The following is a 17,870-nucleotide window of genomic DNA, read 5'->3' as shown; positions in this document are numbered from 1 at the left end:
GGGGCTCAGCGCGGAAAAACTTCGTGATCGTAAACCTCGATGGAGAGGCCTTCTTTGTAGCGCTGGGTGGAGTCGCTGTCGTAATGGTTGTAGGAGATGACCACCCAGGCGGATTTGGCGAGATTGATCTCTTTCTCAAAGCGGAGGTTCCGTTCCCGGGAAAGGACCAACAGGCGGTGGCGTCCCCGGGAGAACGAAAAGGGCATGAACCGGGGGTCGGCGGTGTCCACGCCGGCGGCCCGGACTTCCCGGCGGAAAAGCGGCTTTCCGTCCATGGAAACGGCCAGGTCAATCGTCAATTCGGTGGCCTCCTTGGCGAAGAAGCGGACTTCCGCCTGAATGTGGCAAGTCACCGGCGGTTCCTCCACGTAGCGGGTCGGCGCCGCGACTTTCGCGGGGGCGGATTTCTTTTTGAAATGCGGAACGGATTCCGGATTGTAGGGGCACTGTTGGAGGAGGTGTTCGATTTCGGTTTTGCGGGCGCGGTGCTCAATGGCTCCTTCGACGGTCAAAACAAAATTGGCCCCCGGGTGTTCCCGGGAGGGCCGCAGGAACAGGATCACCCCGTCGGGGTCCTGGGGCGGGGTCCCCTCGTAAACAGGGAAAAGGCCCGGCGCGTGCTCTTTGCCCAATTGTTGAAGGCGCATGCGCGTGCCCAAATTGGGGTCGCCGACGGTGAAGCGCGGAGGGACGCTTCCGGATTCGTCCCGCAGAACTTCGACGCGATCGAATTGACGCAAAAGAGTTTTCAAGGGGGGAAAAGAGGAATCGTTCTCGATGGGAATGTCCTGGGCCATGTCGCCGCGATGGCGGGCCACCACGACCGTGGGGGAGGATCGAACCAATTCTTCAAGATCGGAGGATTCGGCATTGGAAATCGACACGTTGGGTCCTCGCGGCGGTACGTTTTTTGTCGGCGCCCCGCGCCGTTTGAATTCCCCCGGACAACGGCTCCGGGAAACGCCTCTCTACTATATAATCCCGAACGGCGTCCCTGTCAACGGGCGGACTTCCGTTTTGACCGGGGCTTTAGCGGTAAAACCGCCACAGCCAGATCCCGGCGACGACCGCGCCCGCGATCCACAGCCACTTTTTGACCTGGCCCATCCATTCTTCCTGCTGGAGTTTGAGGCGGGCCATCATTTCGGGATGATTTTTGACGTAGGCGTCCAGGGAATCTTTGGCGGCTTTCAAGTCCAGATTCTGGGCCGACCTCAAGTGCTTTATGGCCTCCACAAATTGTCCGCGATTCAGGGCGTCCAAAACCTCGGGGGGCAAGCCTTCATGGGGATTCATAAGTCTCCTCGGTCCTTCGGTATTTTGTCCGACGACAACCGCAAGAAAAACTGGCGGCCTCGCCCAATTAAAGATAAAATATTAAACCAATTCCAAAATTTTAAAACATTAAGAGGTCCGCCGATGGCCATTCCCCGTTCCTTCACCCCCACCATGGACAACGAGGCGTTTCGCAAAGAAAACGCGCCGAGCGTCTCCAAGTTGTCCTCCTACGCGAAACCCACCGTCGGGGCCAGCCTCTTTCAGTTGGTCAACACCGCGATTCCCTTCGGGTTGATGTGGTACGCCATGCTGAAAAGCCTGACCGTCTCCTACGTCCTGACCTTGGTGTTGGCGGTGCCCACGGCGTTGTTTTTGGTCCGGCTATTCATCTTTCAGCACGACGCCGGACACGGGTCTTTTTTCAATTCCAAAAAAGCGAACGATTGGGTGGGTTCCCTGATCGGCGTCTTGACGCTCACCCCCTACAGCTACTGGCAACGGACCCACGCCATCCACCACGCGACCTCCGGAAACCTGGACAAGCGCGGGTTTGGCGACATCGACACCCTGACCGTGGCCGAATACCGCACCTTGTCCTCCTTCGAAAAGCTGCGCTACCGCCTCTATCGCCACCCGCTCACGATGTTCATCGTCGGGCCCTTTATTCAATTCGTTTTCAAGCACCGGTTCCCCTACAACATTCCCTTTTCCTGGAAAGTCGAATGGCGGAGCGTGGTGTACAACAACCTCGGCCTCCTGGCGATCGGGATTTTGGCGGCGAATACCATCGGGTTGAAGGCGTTCCTTCTCGTTCAGGTCCCCGTTTCCTATTTGGCCTGCTCCCTGGGCGCCTGGCTCTTTTACATTCAGCACCAATACGAGAACACCTATTGGGAACGGAACGCCACCTGGGATTATTTCGACGCGTCGGTGCGGGGGAGCTCCTACTACGTGCTGCCCAAAATCTTGCAGTGGTTCACGGGAAGCATCGGCCTTCACCACATTCACCATTACAACAGCCGCGTTCCCAACTATCTTTTGCAAAAGTGCTACGACGAAAATCCGGAATTCCAGAAGGTGACGCGGCTCTCCCTGTGGAGCAGTCTCAAGTGCATCCGCCTGAGCCTGTGGGACGAAGACCGGAAAAAACTCGTCGGTTTCCGCGATTTGGCCTCCGCCGCCTAAATCCCACCCGCTTTCGATCCGATCCCATTCAACCCGCCCGGGCGCCTTCCGGGGGAATGCCGGTTTGAAACGTCAATCCCCCTTCCCCAAGCTCCATTTTCCCGCCCCCCGACACGCAATAAAGAATAGAACGACGCAATAAAGGGCCGCCAGCTCGCCTTCGTTGACGGCGGGGAAAAACCGCGCCCCCCACTGCCCTTTCCAATGGAATTGGAAATAAGCCACCGCCATCGTGCCGCTGCCAAGAAACGCCGCGGCGCGGGTTTGAAGCCCCGCCATGACCAAAAGTCCGCCGATCAATTCGATCAAACCCCCGTACCATAGCTGGGTGAAGGGCGCCGGGCGGAAATGGGAGAGAACCCCCAGGATCTTTTGGGCGCCGTGAAAACAAAACAGGAACCCGGTCGCCCCCCGAAGCAAAGCGTAAGCCGGTTCCGAAAACCGTCCAAGAAATTTCATTTTTGTTCCTCCTCCAATAAAAAAAGCGGGTTCCACACGGTGGGCATCGAGGACCGCCCCCTCCCGAAAAAACGATCTAGCGCCAGGGCCCGTCGTGGGCGGCTTGGGCTTTGACCGCGGCGACGTCCAAACGCCGGATGTAGCGCCGGAGATTTTCCCACATCGGGTGAAAACCATACCCGCCGTTCACCATCTCGTCCAGAGCCTGATCCTTGGACCAACCCTGGACGGCGATTCGGTAGATCGCGACCATGGTGCCCGTCCGGTCCGAGCCGTGTTGGCAATGGACCAGGACGGGCCGGAGGTCCGGCGACGTCGCGATTCGCAGGAATTTCACCACGTCTTCGTCTTCCGGGTGCCAGGTTTTGAAGCGAATTTGTTCCAACCGAAAGGGCGGGTGGGCGGGGGTCAACGGCCCGTCGTCGTTGAACGCCCGAAGGGACAGAACGGTTTTAACGGGACGATCGCCTTTAAGAAGAATGGGCTGGGCCGCGAGAGCCGCGAATCCGCCCGCGGAGGGCTGGGCCGAACGATAAAGGTCCCCGGTAACGCGGTGAAGATTTTCAAAGCCCGGCGCCCGAAGGGGAACGGCCCACTTCCGGGGCCGGGGACCGCCTTGGGCGGCCGTCCCGCCCACGGCGAGAACAATGACCCCCAGGAGGAGTCGCCGGTGAAATAACGCCGACGTCCGGCGGCCGGAACGCACGAGGGTCACCCGGGGGGGATTCGGGACGGAAACGAAATCTCCAGCACCAGGCACCCCGTCTCCGTCGTGAAAGGGCCGTGGACTTCGCCGGGCGGGCGGCTGGCGTAGTCGCCCGGTTCCAGCCAGCGCCCGAAGGCGTGGTCGAAGAGGCGTCCGCTCACGATAAAAACTTCTTCGGGGTACGGGTGGCTTTTTCCGCCGAAGGGCCGGGTGTCGGCCCCGGGGAAAAAACGGGTCAGCCGGGTGTATTCCCGGGTTTGATCGTCGACGCTGAGCGTCAATTCCTCCGCCATCGATTCGATCCCCCTCACGGGAGTCCAACGGTCGTTGTTCACGGGATTTAACGGGTTCCAATAGGGGGCGGTCGATTTGGCCATGGGCATTCTCCACCGGGATTTTACCTTTTGAACGCGCGGTCCGCGGAGTACGGAAGGCGGTTCGAGCCGGCTTTCCTGATTTTGGAAAGCCCATAAATCAAAAAGAATCCCCAAAGCAAGCTGTTGGCGCCGGTCCATCCATACCCCCAGATTCCTTTTACAGGCACCCCTTGGCGCGGGGCGCCCAGGGGAAACCCCGGGACCCTTCGGACGGGAGTGGCGAACCGACGGGAAATCCAGGAAACCGGTCTCCCTCAAAAACGTGGGAGGAATCGGTGAAGCTCCACAACAGACCGCCCACGCCGGCGATGAAATGCGCCGCGCCAACGGCCAGAGCGCGCGCGAGGGTTCGTGGGGTCGGGAAGGCGATTTTCAAACAGCCCATTTTTCCTTTCGGCACCGGGGCGCTCGGCGCCGATCAGATCGTGGGTCGGTGGGCGAGGTATTCCCGAAGGCGCCGCTGCCAGCCCTCCACCGTGTTGCGATCGGAAGAACCATCGAAAAACCGTCCCGGGGCGAACAAGGGGTATTCTTTGCCGTCGCGGAGGTGCAACACCAGGTAATGCCATTCCACGTAATTTGATTTTTTCCCCAGGTAGCCGAGGCTCACTTGAAGCACGTCCCCGAAGGGGATGATCCGGGCTTTTTTGCCCCACCGGGTTTCGTCTTCAACGACGATCCGTCGTGCGGCGCCGTCCACGGTGATGGTTTGTTTGCCCCCCGCCAAAAAAGCGAAAGCGCCGACGATCAAAAGGAGGATCCCCAAAAAAAATCCCGCCCGGGCGTTTCCGCCCGTCGACAATCCGTGGCGGAAACCGTGGGCCATGTAAAGGCCGACCGCGGCGCAACCCACGGCCAACAGCGTTTGCTTACCGGCGTTGCCTTCCGAAATCCAAGGTTCCAGGGGGTCTCCTTTCCGTTAAAACGGAGGGCTTTACCGCTCGCTCCCGGCGTTGGCCCGAAGCCGCCCCGCGGCCGACGCCCGGCCGTCCACGGCTTCCCGCAGAACGCCGGCGCGACCCAAACCGAAAGCGGGCATGTTGACGTAGACGTTTTCGTATTGACCGGGGGACACCCGGTAACTTTCGTGCCACAGCCCCACCGAACCGTCGGTTCCGATCGCTTCGTTGAATCGGCGCCAGGCGGGGAGGTGTTCGGCGTCTTTGGCCTTGGCGTAATTCATCAGATGATCCATGGAACGCCAGTATTGGACTAAAAGGATCGTCCGGCCGAACCAGAATTCGGTGTGCAAAAAACCCAGTTCGGGTTTGGACTTTAATTCCTTAAGCATTCGTCCCATGGCGAAAACGACCGACAGCCATCGGTGGACCAACCACGGCTTGTTGATCCGCATGCCGATGAGAAAAACCACGAAATCGCCCTCCATCGTGGCGGTGAGGCGGGTTTTGGGGATCATGGGCAAATCCTCCGGGGCCCGGTTTTCAATCGGTTCGGCCTAAGGCCGGCAATCGACGTCCACGATCGCGGAATAGGCATCCAGAATTCCCCGGCAACTTGAAATCCCGGCCGGCAGGCGCTTGGACAAGGCCACCGTCGTGTCGTCGTAGTAACAGACCAGCCAATACCCCCGAGGATTGTCCGGCGAAAGGGTCCAAGTGGGCGCCTCCTCGGCGTCGCCGTTGTCGGGTTTGAGGGAGGCTTTTTCCCGGGGGGGCCCGTCATAGAGGGCGACCCGGGTCAATCGGGCCGGCGCCGCGTTTCGCGAGACGGTCCACCCGGGGGGTGCCTTCCGGACCTTTTGTTCCACCTCGATGGTCGAGGGACATTTTTGCGGGGCGGCCAAAAGGGAAAAGGCCCACAGAACGTTTAGCCCGGCGATCAGCGTTTTCCGGATTGAAAGATTCATATCAATCTCCTGGGCGATTCAGCAAATTGTCCGTTGTTCTCCGGGGACCCCGGGTGGCCAATATCCAATACAAGAGCGCCGTGGTGGTCCCGGCCGCGATGAACAGCCACGGGCCGAAACCAAGGGCCTCCCGCCCGACGTAGCGCCAAAAAGGCTCCGTGGGGGGTCCGGAGTTCGCTCCGCTGGAGCGATGGGAGGGCCAAAGGACGCAGAGCCACGCAACGCCGCCCAAGGCCGCGCCCAGAAGGCCTGTCCGTCGGGCGGTCAGGGGACGGTTTCGCCGGGAGGCCCAAAAAAGGACCGGCAAAAAAAGACCCAGAGTCCCGGCGTAACTCAAAACACACCCGAGAGCGAAGAAAAACAGGAAAGAAAAGAGCGGGTTTCGGCCCGGGGAGGACGCCGCGAACCAGGCCGCGCAGAGGAAAGGAACGGGCAAAGGGGCCGTGATCAGGGCTTTCCAGGAAAACTTCATGGTCGGTGATTCTCGCACGGGGAAGGTTTAGGCCCGCCGTTGGCCCGTGTCGGAAGCGACGGGGCGCGCGCTCGTCGGACCGTTGCGGCGGGTCAAGGCCATGGCCCAAAAAACGACCACCAGGAACAACCAGTCAAAACCGATGGTCCCCCGGCGTTTTGAGAAGGGGAGGTCGAGGAAACTGTTGAGGGGCGTTTGGCCGAACAATCGCGGAAGCACGTCGTTCCGAAGAAAAGAAAATACCGCCTGAACCCCCAGGAAGAGGGGGACGATCCAACCGGTGGAAAGAACGATCCGAACCTCCCGTTTCATCATCGCCGTTTTAGACCTCAGAATTGCGGATTTTTAAAAAATAGCCGCGGGCGCCCTTCGTCCGCTTTGCTCCGGAAGGGACGCCGGGAAATTTTTCAAAACGCGCTCCGTCTTGTTTTCCCCTGCCCCGCCGTCGTCCGCCCCCTTTGTTGTCGAAGGGAGGCGGCCCGATAAAAAATGTTACCAACTTTGGAAAGGGGGGAATTCAGTCGACGGACGGCCCGCCGGTCGCTCGGGAGGGCGATCCCCCGAGCACGTACCCCCGAACCGCGTTGGCCTTGGCATTAAAAATCAAACGACCGTCGTGGCGGGCCGGCCGTTTCTCTCGCAAACGCCCTTTAAGCCGGGCGAGTTCCTCGGCCCCCATCCCCGAAAGTGTCGAGCCCACGCTGGGCGCCCCGAAAATCGTTTTCCAATAATCTTCAAAATGGTCGAAGGTCCGTTGGACCTCGATCTCCCGGGTTTCAACGCCCGCGAGGCCCGCCTCCGTCCATAAGGCGCCCAGGGCGTTCCGTCGCGCGGCGTCGGGGCTGGGCGGCGCGGGAACGGCCACCCCCAGGGCCCGCAACTCGTTGTGAAGCAAATCGTACGGGAACCCGCCGCCCGCCATGTCCCATATATAGGCCGCCACCAGACCCCCCGGGCGAACCACCCGGGCCATTTCAGCGACCCCCGCGGCCGGCCTCGGGAGAAAAGAGATCACCAAGGGCATCACCGCCGCGTCGAAGCGATCGTTCGGGAAAGGAAGGGCCATGGCGTCGCCGGCGGTAAATTGGGCGAAACGGGACACGGGCCGCGTCCGGGCGAAGGCCAGCTGGGCTTCGGAGGGGTCGATCCCGTGCAGCGTCGCCGGGGCGCACCGTTCCCTCACGATTTCGGTAAAGGCGCCATTGCCGCAACCCACGTCCAGCCAATGCCAAGCCGGGGGCGGGGACAGCCAGTCGAGAAAGAGTTCGGCCACCGATTGGCTCCATTTTCCCATGTAGCGTTCGTAGGCCGCTCCGTCTTCAAAACGGATGGCGTCGGTCGGCGTCATTGTTCCCATTCCAAGCGCAATTCGGCGTCGAAGGCCCGGGCCTGCTGGTTGTCGTTAACCGCCCGGAGGACGACCCCGGTTCGGGTCCATTCAATGGATCCATCAAAAGCGGGGAGCTTTTCCCGGGCCCGTTGGAGGGCGGCCAACAGCCGTCGCTGGACGTCGCCGGTGAATTGGCCGCGTATAAAGTCGCCCGCCTCCACGAATTCCACGCCGCTCCCCTGGGCGTGGCCGTATTCCCGATAGACGCCCAACCGCGGAGTTTTCCCGGCGGAGGAAACGGGCTCGGGAGGACTTTTGAGCGCCAAGGGGCTCAAATAAAGAACAAAATTGTGACGGTCGGCCTTGGCGTCCTCCAACCAGACGGACCACTCGCCGTTTTTGTGCTCGTGGGCGCGGACGCTTTGGATTTGATGGGTGGCGGCCAGTTCCCGCGCCGCGGCCTCCAGGGGTTTTCGAACCCAGGGCGGCTGGGTGGCGATGAATTCGACGAGGGGCCGGGGGCCCGCGGGGGTTTTCACAAAAACAATTTTTTCCATGGTTTTACCAAATGCGCCTTTCGGGTTTACGGGGGGAAAAGCCGAGCGCCCAGGTCCGCCAAGGCGCCGCCTCGGGTTGGACCGCCTGACCGGGGGCGGCAAGGCGGGGAGGGTTAGCGACCGCCACGGGGGCCCATGACTTCCGCCGCCAACCGGTCCAGGTTTTGCTCATTGGCCGGGACTAAAATGTGCGCCATGCGGCGCCCGAATTCCGGGTCTTCGAATTCCTGGTTCCAGTGCACCATGGTTCCCCCGTCGTCGGTGGGTTCCAGGCTCGTCGTCAGGAGAAACAGCGGGGCGCAGACGTGATGGAGGACGATTTTCCGGGGCCGCTCGATGATCGTCACGACCATTTCATTGGGGTAATTCTTTCCGTCGGGCCCGTGCATCGTGAAGGACCACTTCCCGCCGGGTTTGAATTCAAAGGTCGTGAAAGTGTTGGTGAATCCGGCCGGTCCCCACCATCGGGCCAGGCGCGCGCCGTCCGCGAAGGCGGCAAAGATTTTTTCGGGCGAAGCGGCGATTTTGCGTGAATTCTGGAAAGCCATGGAATTGATGCTCCTTAAAATCCAGCCGGCCGGCTGCTTTTGGGCGGTTTTCCCATTTTATCATCCCCCCGGGGGAAAGCCCGCCAAATCTTTTGGCGGGCGGGGGCCGAATCAGGTCGTCGCGACCAGCAGTTCTTCGGCGTTGTTCGGGGGGCGAAGACCGTCGGTTCGACCGTTGAAATATTGTTCGGCCAGGGCGGCGGCCGAAACGTGGCGGACTTCTTTAAAACCCGCGTCGCGGGCCAGCGCCAAGAGGTCCGGTGGGGTGAAAAAGCTCAGGAAGGGGGTGCCGTTGGCCCGGGCCCCCGCGGCCGCCCGTTCCATCCCGGGGCGCAGTTCGGGGTCCGCCATTTCGATGGGGAGCATGAAAGACAGGACCAGAGTGGATCCCGGGGCGAAGCCGGCGATCCGCCGCAGGGTGGCTTGGTTTGCCTCCCGGGTGAGATACATGCTCACCCCGGTGGACGCCAGGACGGCGGGTCGCCGGGAATCAAACCCCGCGGCCGCCAGCTTCTCCTCCCAGGATTCGCCGGCCTCGAAATCGACCGGCACCAGCCGCAGAAAGGGGGGAACCCCGAAGCCCAAGTCGTTCAGTCGCTGTCGCTTCCACGCTTGCGGTCCCGGGCGATCGATCTCAAAGACGGTCAAACCGGAAACCAAATCCTTCCGACGTTGGGCGAAGGTGTCGAGCCCCGCGCCTAAAATGACGTACTGCCCAACGCCCCGGGCCGCTTGGTCCGCCACGAGGTCCTCCACAAATCGGGCGCGAGCCAGGATGGAAGCCCGGAAGGGGCGGGTGAAGGGGCTCATGTCCGGGCGGCTGCGCCAATCGGCGCGCGGGGCCGCCAATTGCAGTCCCACGACGTCCTCCAGCACGTGGGGGGGCGGATCGGCTTCCACGTGGAGCGCCCGCCACAGGGCGACCCGCACGGCGGTGTTGTCGGGCGTTGGGGGCGTTTTTTCACTCATGGATTTCTCGCTTTCGGGGTCTCAAAATCAGGGTTGGTCGGAAGCGCAAGCCGTCCACGGGGGCGGGGGCGCGGCGGGGGCGGTGTCCGAAGGTTCCATCGGGGACTTGAAGAACGTTTTCTGAATTTTTCCATCCTTCAGCCGACCGAGGGTGTAGGTGGCGAACGCCGGGCCGTGCAGGGCTTCTTGCCGATAAACAACCGCTTTTGAGCCTTTGGCAAAACACCATTTGAAAATGGCTTGGGATCCGGAAAAGGAAACAATCGAACCGTTTTCGGACGTAATAACAAGTTTAAGAGGCGCGGGGTACGAGGTACAGCAATTCGGAAACAGCGCCACCCACCCCAGGCGTTTTCGATCCGTGGACAACCGGGCCTGGGTAAAACCGACTTGATCGACCAGGGGCTCCACGGAGACGGTCCTGCCGTCGGACGTTTCGTATCGCAAGCCGGTCCCGTCGTCGCTCAGGACGTAACGGGTTATCTCCGCGAAGGCGGTGGCGGGCAGACACAAAAGGCCCAGGGCCAGAAAACGTTTCATGGGATGTCTCGGGCTCATTTAGCCGCACAACAAGACTTCGTTGACCTTGTCGTTTTTCATCCGAACTTCGATGGCGTGCCCATCAAACAGGCCGTTGTCGTCCCAATGGAGCGTGGTGCGGGATTTTGAATATTCGATGTTTTTCAATGGGCCCAAGGTCCCCAGGAATTCCTCGCGGGTCAACCGCTGTCGGCCCTCCGCCCATTCGGTGTTGTGGGCGTCGAGGAGCCGATCCGCGATAGCCCCCTTTAACCCCCCGATGCCGGATTCCAGGCTGTTTAAGAAGACGTTGATACGTTCGAGGGCGTCGGTTTCATCGTTGGATTCCGGATCGAAGGACACCTCCACGGAGTGGCCGTGAAAGACCCAGGCGGCGATTCTTCGTCGAACGATGGATTCTTTTCTGGGGGGACGGACGTTGCCCGCCGCCATTTGCTCACGGAGAAAATCGGGATCCACCCAGGACTTGAGGACCTCGACCTTCTTTTCCCGTAACGTGAAATCGTTGATGGACAGGGAAAAGTTCACGGTTTCTTCAGATTCGGATTTTTCTTCCGCCCGGGGATTACGACGTCAATAGGTCGTTCATCCGGCGCAAGCGTTCGGCCAGGGCGCGCATGATGTGCAGGGCGAAGAAGGGGTATTCGCGAACCAGGGCGAGAAACCGCCGCTCGTCCACGGAAGCCAGCCGACAGTCGGAGGCGGCCACGGCGGAGGCGCTTCGTTTGGGCCCGGCGATCAGGGACATCTCGCCCAAAATGGACCCGGGGCCCAGCGTCTCGATGACCCTGGCCCCTTTTCGGATCTCCACCTGGCCATCCAGGACGACGTACATCACCGTCCCGGTTTTGCCTTCCTCGAAAATGGAGGAACCGGCCCGAAAAGGCACAACGGTGTCGTCGTTTTCAAAAAGACTTTTTACGTCCATGGGATCCTCCGGGGTTGTTTTTGTCCTTAAGCTTATCCGGTTCTCGAAATCTTTCCAGATCATTTAATACGGGGAGCGGCGTTGTGGAGATCGAACCCCCTGGGTCTAAGCGTAATTCCAGGATTCCTTGTGGTCCCGCCATGGATTGTGGCTTCCGAACCCTCCGGTGTAAATCACCCGATCGTCCCGGACGATCCATTCCAGGCCGTGCTCCTCTTCCCAGGCGCAGTCCAGTTCCATATGAAGGACCGGTTGGGGTCCGTTCATGGGCAATGGAACAAGCAAGCGTCGGGGCGTGATGAGCTTGAGAACCTCCCGCGGTTGTTGGAAAGCCCATTTCGGTTCCCCCACCGCGTTTCGGAAGGTGTGGCAATACCGGATGGACGATCGACAGAGTTCCTCAATAAGGGTCGGGTTCAGGGAATTCAAATATTCCGCGCATCGATGGATGTAATCCAGGGGCGCGGCGGCTTCGGCCCTCAATCGGATATAGCCGTTGAACAAAGGGAAGAAAACGTCGCCTTCGAGTCTTTTTTTATTGTCCGCCGTTAAGTTTCTGACGAGATCCACGTCAGGCCCTCCCCCTTTGATTCCCGCTTATTAAGAATAGCTGAAAACGAAGGCCCGCGTCCGGGCCCTTTCGCCGCGGCCGCCGTTGGGCCCAAGGCTCTAAAACGCTTCTTTTTCAAGGCGACCTTCAACCCGACTCATTGAAAGGGCCGCATGGGCTTTTTCAAGAACGTTGTTCGCGCCCTTATAAACGTAAAGGTAATAAGGAAAAGCCTTTTGGGACTCGATATAAACTTCAGCGTGCCGGTCGTCGTTGCAAACAAGAAGGACCGTCGAGCCCTCCTTGGTGAAAGTAAAATAATCGCCGCCTCCCAAATTCAGGCCCTCCCGCTGTTGAAGTTGGTAATCCGGCAGGGCGATTTTGCCGACCATCGAAGCAACTTCCTTCAGGGAATGATGGAGGTTAAGAAAGAGTTTCATTTTCCGGCGATTTTGGATGGGGATTCAGGGTTGTGGTTCGGCGGGTTTTTGTTGGGTGGTTCTGATTTTTTTGTTCATTTGATCGGCCAGGGATTGAGCCCAACCGGCGGAGCCGGCCCCCAATCCAATGGCGATGAATCGGGCGTAGTGATTTGATAAGTCTTCGGATAAAAACATTCCGCCAAAACGCCGATGGAGAGAACGAAGCCCAAATTGACCGCCGCCCACTTCCATTGGCCGAGGTAAGCCAGTCCGGCCCCCGGCAGGAGGAAACTCAAGGTGAAAGCGAGCCACGGTTTTTTCAAGCCGTCCCTTCCATTCAGCCTGGGATTTCCGGTTCCACCAAGTTCGCCAATTGAGCGAGGGACTCCTGCCAGCCCAAATAGCACATCTCCACGGGGAGGGCCTCCGGAATGCCCTCTTGAACGATCGTCACGTCCGTGCCGCAGGAAACCGCTTTGAGGGACACCGTGACCCGCAATTCGCCTGGCAAATGAGGGTCGTCGAAGCGGTCGGTGTAGCGAATCAGCGTGTTCGGAACGAGCTCCAGGAATTCGCCGCCAAAGGAATGGCTGTTCCCCGTCGAAAAGTTCGTAAAGGACATCTTAAACGTGCCTCCCACTTTGGGGTCCAGATGGTGGGTTTTGCAAGTAAACCCGTAAGGGGGGAGCCATTTGGCCAGGGCGTCGGCGTCCGAGAACGCCCGGTAGATTTTTTCCGGTTTGGTGCGCAACACCCGATGAAGTCGAACGGTTCCGGTCGGCATGGTCATTTTTCCTTTGGGCTCCCTCGGCGCAGGTTATTGTTGCGCGGGGGATGGCCCCAGAGCCCGTCTCCGGGCGTTCGCAACCCGTCCTTTAAAACCGCGACCTATTCAAATGTCCCGCCCGGCGGGCCCACGACAGGGACAGTATACCGATAAAATTCCGGCCCCGGCATTGGCCTGTCGAATTGGGGGCTGGGATTTCCGTCACCATTGCCAATAGGCAAAGGGAATGAGGGGAATCGGAATACTGCGTGTTTCCCGCGCGTCGTTGTACCGGACCATGATCGCGTTGATTTCCAAACGGGCGTTCCGCCAGAAGGCCTTTCGATGGTTCACCCAGGGGGCGAACCGGAAACCGTAGGTGGCTTGAAATTTTCGGGGACGGTTTTCCTGGAACGTGAAGGTTTCCCCGTATCCGATCCCGGCGTGAAAGGCCCATTTCGGCGAGGCCCGTTTTTCCAGCCCCAGGGTGACGGCGGGGTCCCACAAGGAGCGGAAAACTCTCCCATGGAACACGGACCGGTCTTCGTTTCGAATGGCCAGTTTATGGGAATAGGAGGCGCCCAGGGAAACATGGCCGATCCACCGCGACGGCAACGGCACGTCCACATTCAACCGGGAATATCCGCCCCCGCCCGCGCGCCGCACAAACAAGTGCTTGTCCTCGTCCGCGAGGTCTTTCAGGTTGTCGTGGGTGGCGTCGAAATACAAAACCATGGTTTCCCAGGAAATAGCAACCCGCCCCTCCGCCAAGGACCCCAGCCCGAACCGAACGTTGGCGTCGGGGAGGCCGCCCAACCAGGCCATCGCGTCAAATTGGAGGGTGCATCGCTCGGTCACCCCCCACCGGAACCACCCCGGAGCGAAGAAGGGGGGCTGGCCGTAGACCCACTCCCCGGCGTGGAGGACTTCCCCCGTCAAAATATCGCCGGGATGAAGCGACCGTTCCGTCAAAAGCGTCCGGGGTTCCTCCGCCGTCCGGCCAGGGACCGCCAGGAAAAGGAGCGGAAAGGTCAGGGTTTTTAAGAGGAAATTTGGAAAGGAATTAATTTTCAAACGCATTTTCGGCGGGGTACCAACGTTTAAGGCCGGGCGTTCTAAGGTGCGTCGGTCGGGGGGCGGAGAGGAGCGGTCTCTGCCAAAAGGCTTTTCTTGATGCGAACCTTTCGAATAAACGCTCCTTTGCGTATATCCCAAACCCGCAAAAAGTAGGATTTTGCCTCAATGGAAAATTCCGTTTTTTCGTAGGGGATTAATAGATAACGTCCGTCTTGGCTGAATCGGATGGACCCCCGGATCGGCCAGGACAGCTTGGTGGCGCTTGTCGGAAGCTCCACCGGGCGGCCGGCGGCGTGGTCGTGGAGGGTGATCCGGGAATAGGAGTCTACCCGAATGGAAAATTGGCGTTCTCCGTTCAGCGGCCAATAGTCCTTTGGTAACCCGTTCCGATACAGATTCCGTGCCTGAAACGGAAACAGGAGGAGGATCGGCAGACTCATTTTCACTGCTTTCTGAACAAAATTCATCTCCACGGAGTTGAGGGGTGAAATCGATTGACCGAATGGGGCGATCTTGGATTGTCGTGCGCGATGCGAATGGAGAGGCCGGCGATCCCCGTTCGATTTTTTAAACGCACCGTCGGTCGCGCGATCATAATGTCATTCCTTGCCGGGAAAGTCAAAAACGTCTTCCGTGTGTTTTTCATTTAGAAAAAATAAACGATACTCCTTTGTTGCGTTGTCGGTCACGATCCACATTTGGTGGTGATCCGGGCCGGCGGGATCCTCAACCATGAACTTCCAGCCCGGCGTGACATTTCCCTCGAAGAACGTTTGCCAGTGGTCGGCCGTCCAGCCGGAATCGGGGGCTCCGCCAAGGCGGAAGTAAATCTCCTTGAACTCGGGTTTTGTTACTTCTCTGAAAGCGTTCTCGGGCAAAGGCGACTCCGTAATTCGAGTTCGGGCGGCTGGCGTTTCCGCGGGTGTCCCCTGACGAAAAAAATAGTTTCCCGGTCAATCGGTGGTCGGGGCGGCGGCAGCGCCCGGTGGGCAGGACCGAATAAGATGGCGCGCCAACACGGTGGACCAGAAAAGCGCGACAACGGCCAACCACGCAAAGCCAATAATAACCATTTGTCTTGAAAACCGGAGGAACGGAAAACTATTGAGGGGCGATTGCCCGAGAAGGCGGGGATAAACCTCTAGACGGAGAAAGGAAATGATGGAATCGATCCCCAAATAAAGAGGGACAATCCAACCCGCCGAAACAACAACCAGAATAATCGGTTTAACCATTTTCATTTTGTCCTCAAGGGTAAAAATCGGTGAAGTCGCCCTTGGTTCGTTGCTGGGAAGCCCTTTGACCCGCGAAACGAATCGAACGAGTCCCGTGTCGGCCCGAGGGGATTCCGCCCGTTGTCGTGTCGCCTTGGTCAGGGCAAAGAAATTCTCCGGGCTGTTTCGCCGTCCCGCCCGAACCGGGCCCAAAAGGACGAATAAGCTTCCGGCTCGTCGTGAAGTATGCCGAGAAAGGCGGTGAAATTCTCGGCCAAAGGAACGATCGTTCTGTTAGCGCCCTCGCCCCAAACATTGAACGTATCGCGAACCCAAGCCTCAATCTCGCCGTGGGCTCCCTCGGTCATGTTCAACGTGATGGTCAATTCGCTGACCGTCGTGGCGATCGCCAGGCGGCCGGGCGGGATGTTTCGTAGGTTTGGCGCCGTTTCAAGTTGACCGTCCTGATGGATCTCCTTTAGCTCGTAAAAATAGTCCAGGGCGTGAACGCTTTCGTTAAAGTCCGAGCCCGGGAGATCCAATTTAAAGGCGAAAGGACGAAGGCTGCCGCCGTTGCATTTGAGCAAGAACGACTTGTAGTCGGCCGGCAGCCGGCAATGGGCGGCCGCCTCCAGGGCCTCGATATCGCGCCGCGCGGCCGGTTGCCCGGATTGAAAGGGCCTATAAACATGGTCAAAAGTGTATGACACCCGTTTCTCCTAAAAACGCACAGACCAACGAAGGAAATGCGTGAAATACCGGGACCGTATGAGCACTCCCGGAATTTCAGATCCTCTTAGGATCGATTGAAGTGTGAGAAAACGATCCCAAGAGTCATCGAGAGAATAAAAGGGATATTAATTTCACGGTAACCGCGGAACTTGACCGTCATAAAGAGTACGAACGCGAGCCAGGCAAGGTCAAGAGCGAGGAGAGCCCATTTCAAAGGCGAAAAGCGGAAGCTGAGCAGAGTGAGAAATCCCAACAACGCCATTCCAATAAAATAGGCGGCTTGAAGAGTGCCCTGATAATTTAAGGACACCACGCCACCGCCGTTGGATGCGTCCCCGATGAGGAAAGTTAAAGCAAACCAGGCCAGCGCGCAGCTCAGGGCCGGCAGCCAAAACCCAAATTCTCGAATGCCCAAGTGCGTCATTGGATTCCTTTTACCGTTTCTCTTTGAAGGTGCTGAGAAGGCCGATGATCTTTTCCGGAGGAAAAGCGGTCCCGTCAAAATTCAGCGCAGTGAGCTTTAAAACTTGCCCATCGTCATTCAAGAAAGCGTAATAAACGACGGTATCTCCCTTTCCCGGCCAAGAGGTTGTTTTGGAAACAAGAACGCCTTTTCGCCCGAGGACTTCGAAGGTTCGATCGCCGGAACCGACCTCTTTGATAACCTCTTCATAACTGCCCCCCGAGTCAACGGAAATCATGGGATGGGCGTCGTTGATTGCCAATTGAGTTCCTTCGTAGGCGATGTTATAACCGTGGCGAGAATAAGATTCCCTTTTTAACTCGAAGCCTGCGGGGAGGGAATCTTTGTCGGGGACTAAAAACCCTTTTGGCGCCGAAGGCCGATTGTTTTCATAACGATAGGCTAAGTTGTTTTCGATCTGCCGGACGCGGGGGCTAAGCAGAATGACGGCCGCCACGACGCCTCCCATGGCGATGGCCGCGCCGAATTTCTCCTTGCGCTCGAGCCGCCATGCCATCGTTAGGGGCAGAACAAAAAGGAAAAGAACCCTGATTAAAGGGGCAGCGCGCACTCCCGAGAGCGCGATGGAGAAGTACAAACCCGAAATGATTAGAAAGACGGCGGCAATGGAAAGCAGGACTAAAAACACTCTGGCGAACATTTTCACGCTAGAATCCCCCGAATCCGTAAACGATTTTCCTCTTAGGCACGAATGGTTAGAATGAATATCCAAAAGCAATGCCGGGGCGCAGGGATAGGTAGGTCCCTTTTCGACGAAGCCCAATTAGCTCCTGTTCCGTTCCATATCCAACCGTGAAATCGAGTTCGAGATCCCATCCCGATTTCCACCTCCACCGGTGACCGCCGCCGATTCCATTCTCATGGTATTTATTTTCTTTCGATAGTCCTGTGGGACTGTCGTAATAGGAATAATAAGTCCTTTGGAAGGCCCCGGTAAACCAAGAGTGTTTAGGGATTTGGAAATAGTATCTGAGCCCAATGGTATAGGGGAAGCCAAGCGCAAATCCCCAATGATTCCTCTGAGTTTCCAGCCCAATGAAACCAGTAAATCCGCTTAAGCCGATACGAGGGCCAATGAACCATTGTTCTGAGGAAGTCTCGCCACGGGCCGATAATGGGAGAAGAGCAACAAATACGATGAGCGCAACGGATCTCAAAACCCCGCTCGTCGACATGTTCACCTTATCCCCTCGTGCCCAACGTCAATGCTCCGCCGCACGACCGACCCGTGGCCGCGTCGGCGGCAGAGAAGGGTTGGGCCCCAGTGCTTTGCCGCAATAGGGACAGAAATTCATGCGAATACCGCTAGAGCCACCATCCGGCACCCGGACCACCCAGATTTTTGACTTTGACCACCATTCGAACCGGATGTCGAATTCGCAATTCTTGGTGGCAGCATCGAATCCTTT

At 58.6% G+C, this 17,870-nt stretch carries 27 protein-coding genes; 2 read left to right on the top strand and 25 right to left on the bottom strand.

The window, feature by feature from the left end:
• Positions 1-5: 5 nt before the first annotated feature.
• Complete coding sequence (locus IPP68_07690; protein MBL0350240.1) at positions 6-884, bottom strand: hypothetical protein; 879 nt, start codon at positions 882-884, stop codon at positions 6-8.
• A 145-nt stretch (positions 885-1,029) separates the two neighbouring features.
• Positions 1,030-1,296, bottom strand: a complete 267-nt coding sequence (locus IPP68_07685) for a 50S ribosomal protein L7/L12 (protein ID MBL0350239.1) — start codon at positions 1,294-1,296, stop codon at positions 1,030-1,032.
• Between the two features lie 153 nt (positions 1,297-1,449).
• Between IPP68_07685 and IPP68_07680 the strand changes: the two genes are divergently transcribed.
• Positions 1,450-2,463 carry a fatty acid desaturase gene (locus IPP68_07680; protein ID MBL0350238.1) on the top strand — a complete coding sequence of 338 codons (1,014 nt, stop codon included), beginning with the start codon at positions 1,450-1,452 and terminating at the stop codon, positions 2,461-2,463.
• A 72-nt stretch (positions 2,464-2,535) separates the two neighbouring features.
• Here IPP68_07680 and IPP68_07675 read toward each other — a convergent pair whose 3' ends face one another.
• The 16 genes from IPP68_07675 to IPP68_07600 form a co-directional block, all read right to left on the bottom strand.
• Positions 2,536-2,922 (bottom strand): DoxX family protein, encoded by a 387-nt coding sequence (locus tag IPP68_07675; protein MBL0350237.1) that lies wholly within the window; start codon positions 2,920-2,922, stop codon positions 2,536-2,538.
• 76 nt (positions 2,923-2,998) lie between these two features.
• Complete coding sequence (locus IPP68_07670) at positions 2,999-3,580, bottom strand: dual specificity protein phosphatase family protein (GenBank protein ID MBL0350236.1); 582 nt, start codon at positions 3,578-3,580, stop codon at positions 2,999-3,001.
• Between the two features lie 53 nt (positions 3,581-3,633).
• Complete coding sequence (locus IPP68_07665) at positions 3,634-4,005, bottom strand: cupin domain-containing protein (protein ID MBL0350235.1); 372 nt, start codon at positions 4,003-4,005, stop codon at positions 3,634-3,636.
• Between the two features lie 418 nt (positions 4,006-4,423).
• Positions 4,424-4,858 carry a hypothetical protein gene (locus IPP68_07660; protein MBL0350234.1) on the bottom strand — a complete coding sequence of 145 codons (435 nt, stop codon included), beginning with the start codon at positions 4,856-4,858 and terminating at the stop codon, positions 4,424-4,426.
• Between the two features lie 81 nt (positions 4,859-4,939).
• A complete protein-coding gene (locus IPP68_07655; GenBank protein ID MBL0350233.1) occupies positions 4,940-5,422 on the bottom strand; it encodes a DUF4188 domain-containing protein in 483 nt (160 codons plus the stop codon).
• Positions 5,423-5,461: 39 nt separating this feature from the next.
• Entirely contained in the window at positions 5,462-5,845 is a 384-nt protein-coding gene (locus IPP68_07650; GenBank protein MBL0350232.1) for a hypothetical protein, read from the bottom strand.
• 28 nt (positions 5,846-5,873) lie between these two features.
• Positions 5,874-6,344 (bottom strand): hypothetical protein, encoded by a 471-nt coding sequence (locus IPP68_07645; protein MBL0350231.1) that lies wholly within the window; start codon positions 6,342-6,344, stop codon positions 5,874-5,876.
• 27 nt (positions 6,345-6,371) lie between these two features.
• Positions 6,372-6,659 (bottom strand): hypothetical protein, encoded by a 288-nt coding sequence (locus IPP68_07640; protein ID MBL0350230.1) that lies wholly within the window; start codon positions 6,657-6,659, stop codon positions 6,372-6,374.
• A 202-nt stretch (positions 6,660-6,861) separates the two neighbouring features.
• Entirely contained in the window at positions 6,862-7,692 is an 831-nt protein-coding gene (locus IPP68_07635) for a methyltransferase domain-containing protein (GenBank protein ID MBL0350229.1), read from the bottom strand.
• Positions 7,689-8,231, bottom strand: a complete 543-nt coding sequence (locus IPP68_07630) for a hypothetical protein (protein ID MBL0350228.1) — start codon at positions 8,229-8,231, stop codon at positions 7,689-7,691. Before IPP68_07630 ends, IPP68_07635 begins: the two co-directional genes overlap by 4 nt.
• Before the next feature lie 113 nt (positions 8,232-8,344).
• Positions 8,345-8,779: an SRPBCC domain-containing protein gene (locus tag IPP68_07625; protein ID MBL0350227.1), complete on the bottom strand. Its 435-nt coding sequence runs from the start codon at positions 8,777-8,779 to the stop codon at positions 8,345-8,347.
• A gap of 111 nt (positions 8,780-8,890) precedes the next feature.
• Positions 8,891-9,748: a class I SAM-dependent methyltransferase gene (locus IPP68_07620; GenBank protein ID MBL0350226.1), complete on the bottom strand. Its 858-nt coding sequence runs from the start codon at positions 9,746-9,748 to the stop codon at positions 8,891-8,893.
• 27 nt (positions 9,749-9,775) lie between these two features.
• Positions 9,776-10,288 (bottom strand): hypothetical protein, encoded by a 513-nt coding sequence (locus tag IPP68_07615; protein ID MBL0350225.1) that lies wholly within the window; start codon positions 10,286-10,288, stop codon positions 9,776-9,778.
• A gap of 18 nt (positions 10,289-10,306) precedes the next feature.
• Positions 10,307-10,816, bottom strand: coding sequence for a hypothetical protein (locus IPP68_07610; GenBank protein ID MBL0350224.1), 510 nt, complete (start codon positions 10,814-10,816; stop codon positions 10,307-10,309).
• A 37-nt stretch (positions 10,817-10,853) separates the two neighbouring features.
• Positions 10,854-11,216, bottom strand: coding sequence for a cyclic nucleotide-binding domain-containing protein (locus tag IPP68_07605; protein MBL0350223.1), 363 nt, complete (start codon positions 11,214-11,216; stop codon positions 10,854-10,856).
• A gap of 105 nt (positions 11,217-11,321) precedes the next feature.
• A complete protein-coding gene (locus IPP68_07600) occupies positions 11,322-11,786 on the bottom strand; it encodes a hypothetical protein (GenBank protein ID MBL0350222.1) in 465 nt (154 codons plus the stop codon).
• A gap of 153 nt (positions 11,787-11,939) precedes the next feature.
• Here IPP68_07600 and IPP68_07595 point away from each other — a divergent pair, with 153 nt between their 5' ends.
• Positions 11,940-12,362, top strand: a complete 423-nt coding sequence (locus tag IPP68_07595) for a hypothetical protein (GenBank protein MBL0350221.1) — start codon at positions 11,940-11,942, stop codon at positions 12,360-12,362.
• A gap of 163 nt (positions 12,363-12,525) precedes the next feature.
• Here the strand turns inward: IPP68_07595 and IPP68_07590 are convergent, their stop codons facing one another.
• From IPP68_07590 to IPP68_07560, 7 genes are all read right to left on the bottom strand, one after another.
• Positions 12,526-12,972, bottom strand: coding sequence for an SRPBCC family protein (locus IPP68_07590; protein ID MBL0350220.1), 447 nt, complete (start codon positions 12,970-12,972; stop codon positions 12,526-12,528).
• A gap of 204 nt (positions 12,973-13,176) precedes the next feature.
• The gene (locus IPP68_07585) at positions 13,177-14,034 is read right to left on the bottom strand and encodes a hypothetical protein (protein ID MBL0350219.1); all 858 of its coding nucleotides are present in this window, start codon (positions 14,032-14,034) and stop codon (positions 13,177-13,179) included.
• Positions 14,035-14,630: 596 nt separating this feature from the next.
• On the bottom strand, positions 14,631-14,909 hold the full coding sequence (locus IPP68_07580) for a hypothetical protein (GenBank protein MBL0350218.1): 279 nt from the start codon (positions 14,907-14,909) through the stop codon (positions 14,631-14,633).
• Between the two features lie 494 nt (positions 14,910-15,403).
• Positions 15,404-15,955, bottom strand: a complete 552-nt coding sequence (locus tag IPP68_07575; protein MBL0350217.1) for an SMI1/KNR4 family protein — start codon at positions 15,953-15,955, stop codon at positions 15,404-15,406.
• A gap of 86 nt (positions 15,956-16,041) precedes the next feature.
• Positions 16,042-16,401, bottom strand: coding sequence for a hypothetical protein (locus IPP68_07570; GenBank protein MBL0350216.1), 360 nt, complete (start codon positions 16,399-16,401; stop codon positions 16,042-16,044).
• 10 nt (positions 16,402-16,411) lie between these two features.
• A complete protein-coding gene (locus IPP68_07565) occupies positions 16,412-17,107 on the bottom strand; it encodes a hypothetical protein (protein MBL0350215.1) in 696 nt (231 codons plus the stop codon).
• 49 nt (positions 17,108-17,156) lie between these two features.
• Positions 17,157-17,642, bottom strand: a complete 486-nt coding sequence (locus IPP68_07560) for a hypothetical protein (GenBank protein MBL0350214.1) — start codon at positions 17,640-17,642, stop codon at positions 17,157-17,159.
• Positions 17,643-17,870 lie beyond the last annotated feature (228 nt).

It is taken from the genome of Elusimicrobiota bacterium (genome assembly GCA_016722575.1).
GTDB lineage: Bacteria > Elusimicrobiota > Elusimicrobia > FEN-1173 > FEN-1173 > JADKIY01.
The sequence above is the reverse complement of the archived record's forward strand: the minus strand, read 5'-3'. Positions and strand labels throughout refer to the sequence as shown.

Coding starts and splice junctions, on each gene's coding strand:
- IPP68_07645 (MBL0350231.1), bottom strand. CDS start 6,344: ATGAAGTTTTCCTGGAAAGCCCTGATCACGGCCCCTTTGCCCGTTCCT.
- IPP68_07685 (MBL0350239.1), bottom strand. CDS start 1,296: ATGAATCCCCATGAAGGCTTGCCCCCCGAGGTTTTGGACGCCCTGAAT.
- IPP68_07655 (MBL0350233.1), bottom strand. CDS start 5,422: ATGATCCCCAAAACCCGCCTCACCGCCACGATGGAGGGCGATTTCGTG.
- IPP68_07620 (MBL0350226.1), bottom strand. CDS start 9,748: ATGAGTGAAAAAACGCCCCCAACGCCCGACAACACCGCCGTGCGGGTC.
- IPP68_07675 (MBL0350237.1), bottom strand. CDS start 2,922: ATGAAATTTCTTGGACGGTTTTCGGAACCGGCTTACGCTTTGCTTCGG.
- IPP68_07590 (MBL0350220.1), bottom strand. CDS start 12,972: ATGCCGACCGGAACCGTTCGACTTCATCGGGTGTTGCGCACCAAACCG.
- IPP68_07585 (MBL0350219.1), bottom strand. CDS start 14,034: ATGCGTTTGAAAATTAATTCCTTTCCAAATTTCCTCTTAAAAACCCTG.
- IPP68_07630 (MBL0350228.1), bottom strand. CDS start 8,231: ATGGAAAAAATTGTTTTTGTGAAAACCCCCGCGGGCCCCCGGCCCCTC.
- IPP68_07625 (MBL0350227.1), bottom strand. CDS start 8,779: ATGGCTTTCCAGAATTCACGCAAAATCGCCGCTTCGCCCGAAAAAATC.
- IPP68_07680 (MBL0350238.1), top strand. CDS start 1,450: ATGGACAACGAGGCGTTTCGCAAAGAAAACGCGCCGAGCGTCTCCAAG.
- IPP68_07615 (MBL0350225.1), bottom strand. CDS start 10,288: ATGAAACGTTTTCTGGCCCTGGGCCTTTTGTGTCTGCCCGCCACCGCC.
- IPP68_07665 (MBL0350235.1), bottom strand. CDS start 4,005: ATGGCCAAATCGACCGCCCCCTATTGGAACCCGTTAAATCCCGTGAAC.
- IPP68_07570 (MBL0350216.1), bottom strand. CDS start 16,401: ATGACGCACTTGGGCATTCGAGAATTTGGGTTTTGGCTGCCGGCCCTG.
- IPP68_07640 (MBL0350230.1), bottom strand. CDS start 6,659: ATGATGAAACGGGAGGTTCGGATCGTTCTTTCCACCGGTTGGATCGTC.
- IPP68_07635 (MBL0350229.1), bottom strand. CDS start 7,692: ATGACGCCGACCGACGCCATCCGTTTTGAAGACGGAGCGGCCTACGAA.
- IPP68_07605 (MBL0350223.1), bottom strand. CDS start 11,216: ATGGACGTAAAAAGTCTTTTTGAAAACGACGACACCGTTGTGCCTTTT.
- IPP68_07595 (MBL0350221.1), top strand. CDS start 11,940: ATGGGCTTTTTCAAGAACGTTGTTCGCGCCCTTATAAACGTAAAGGTA.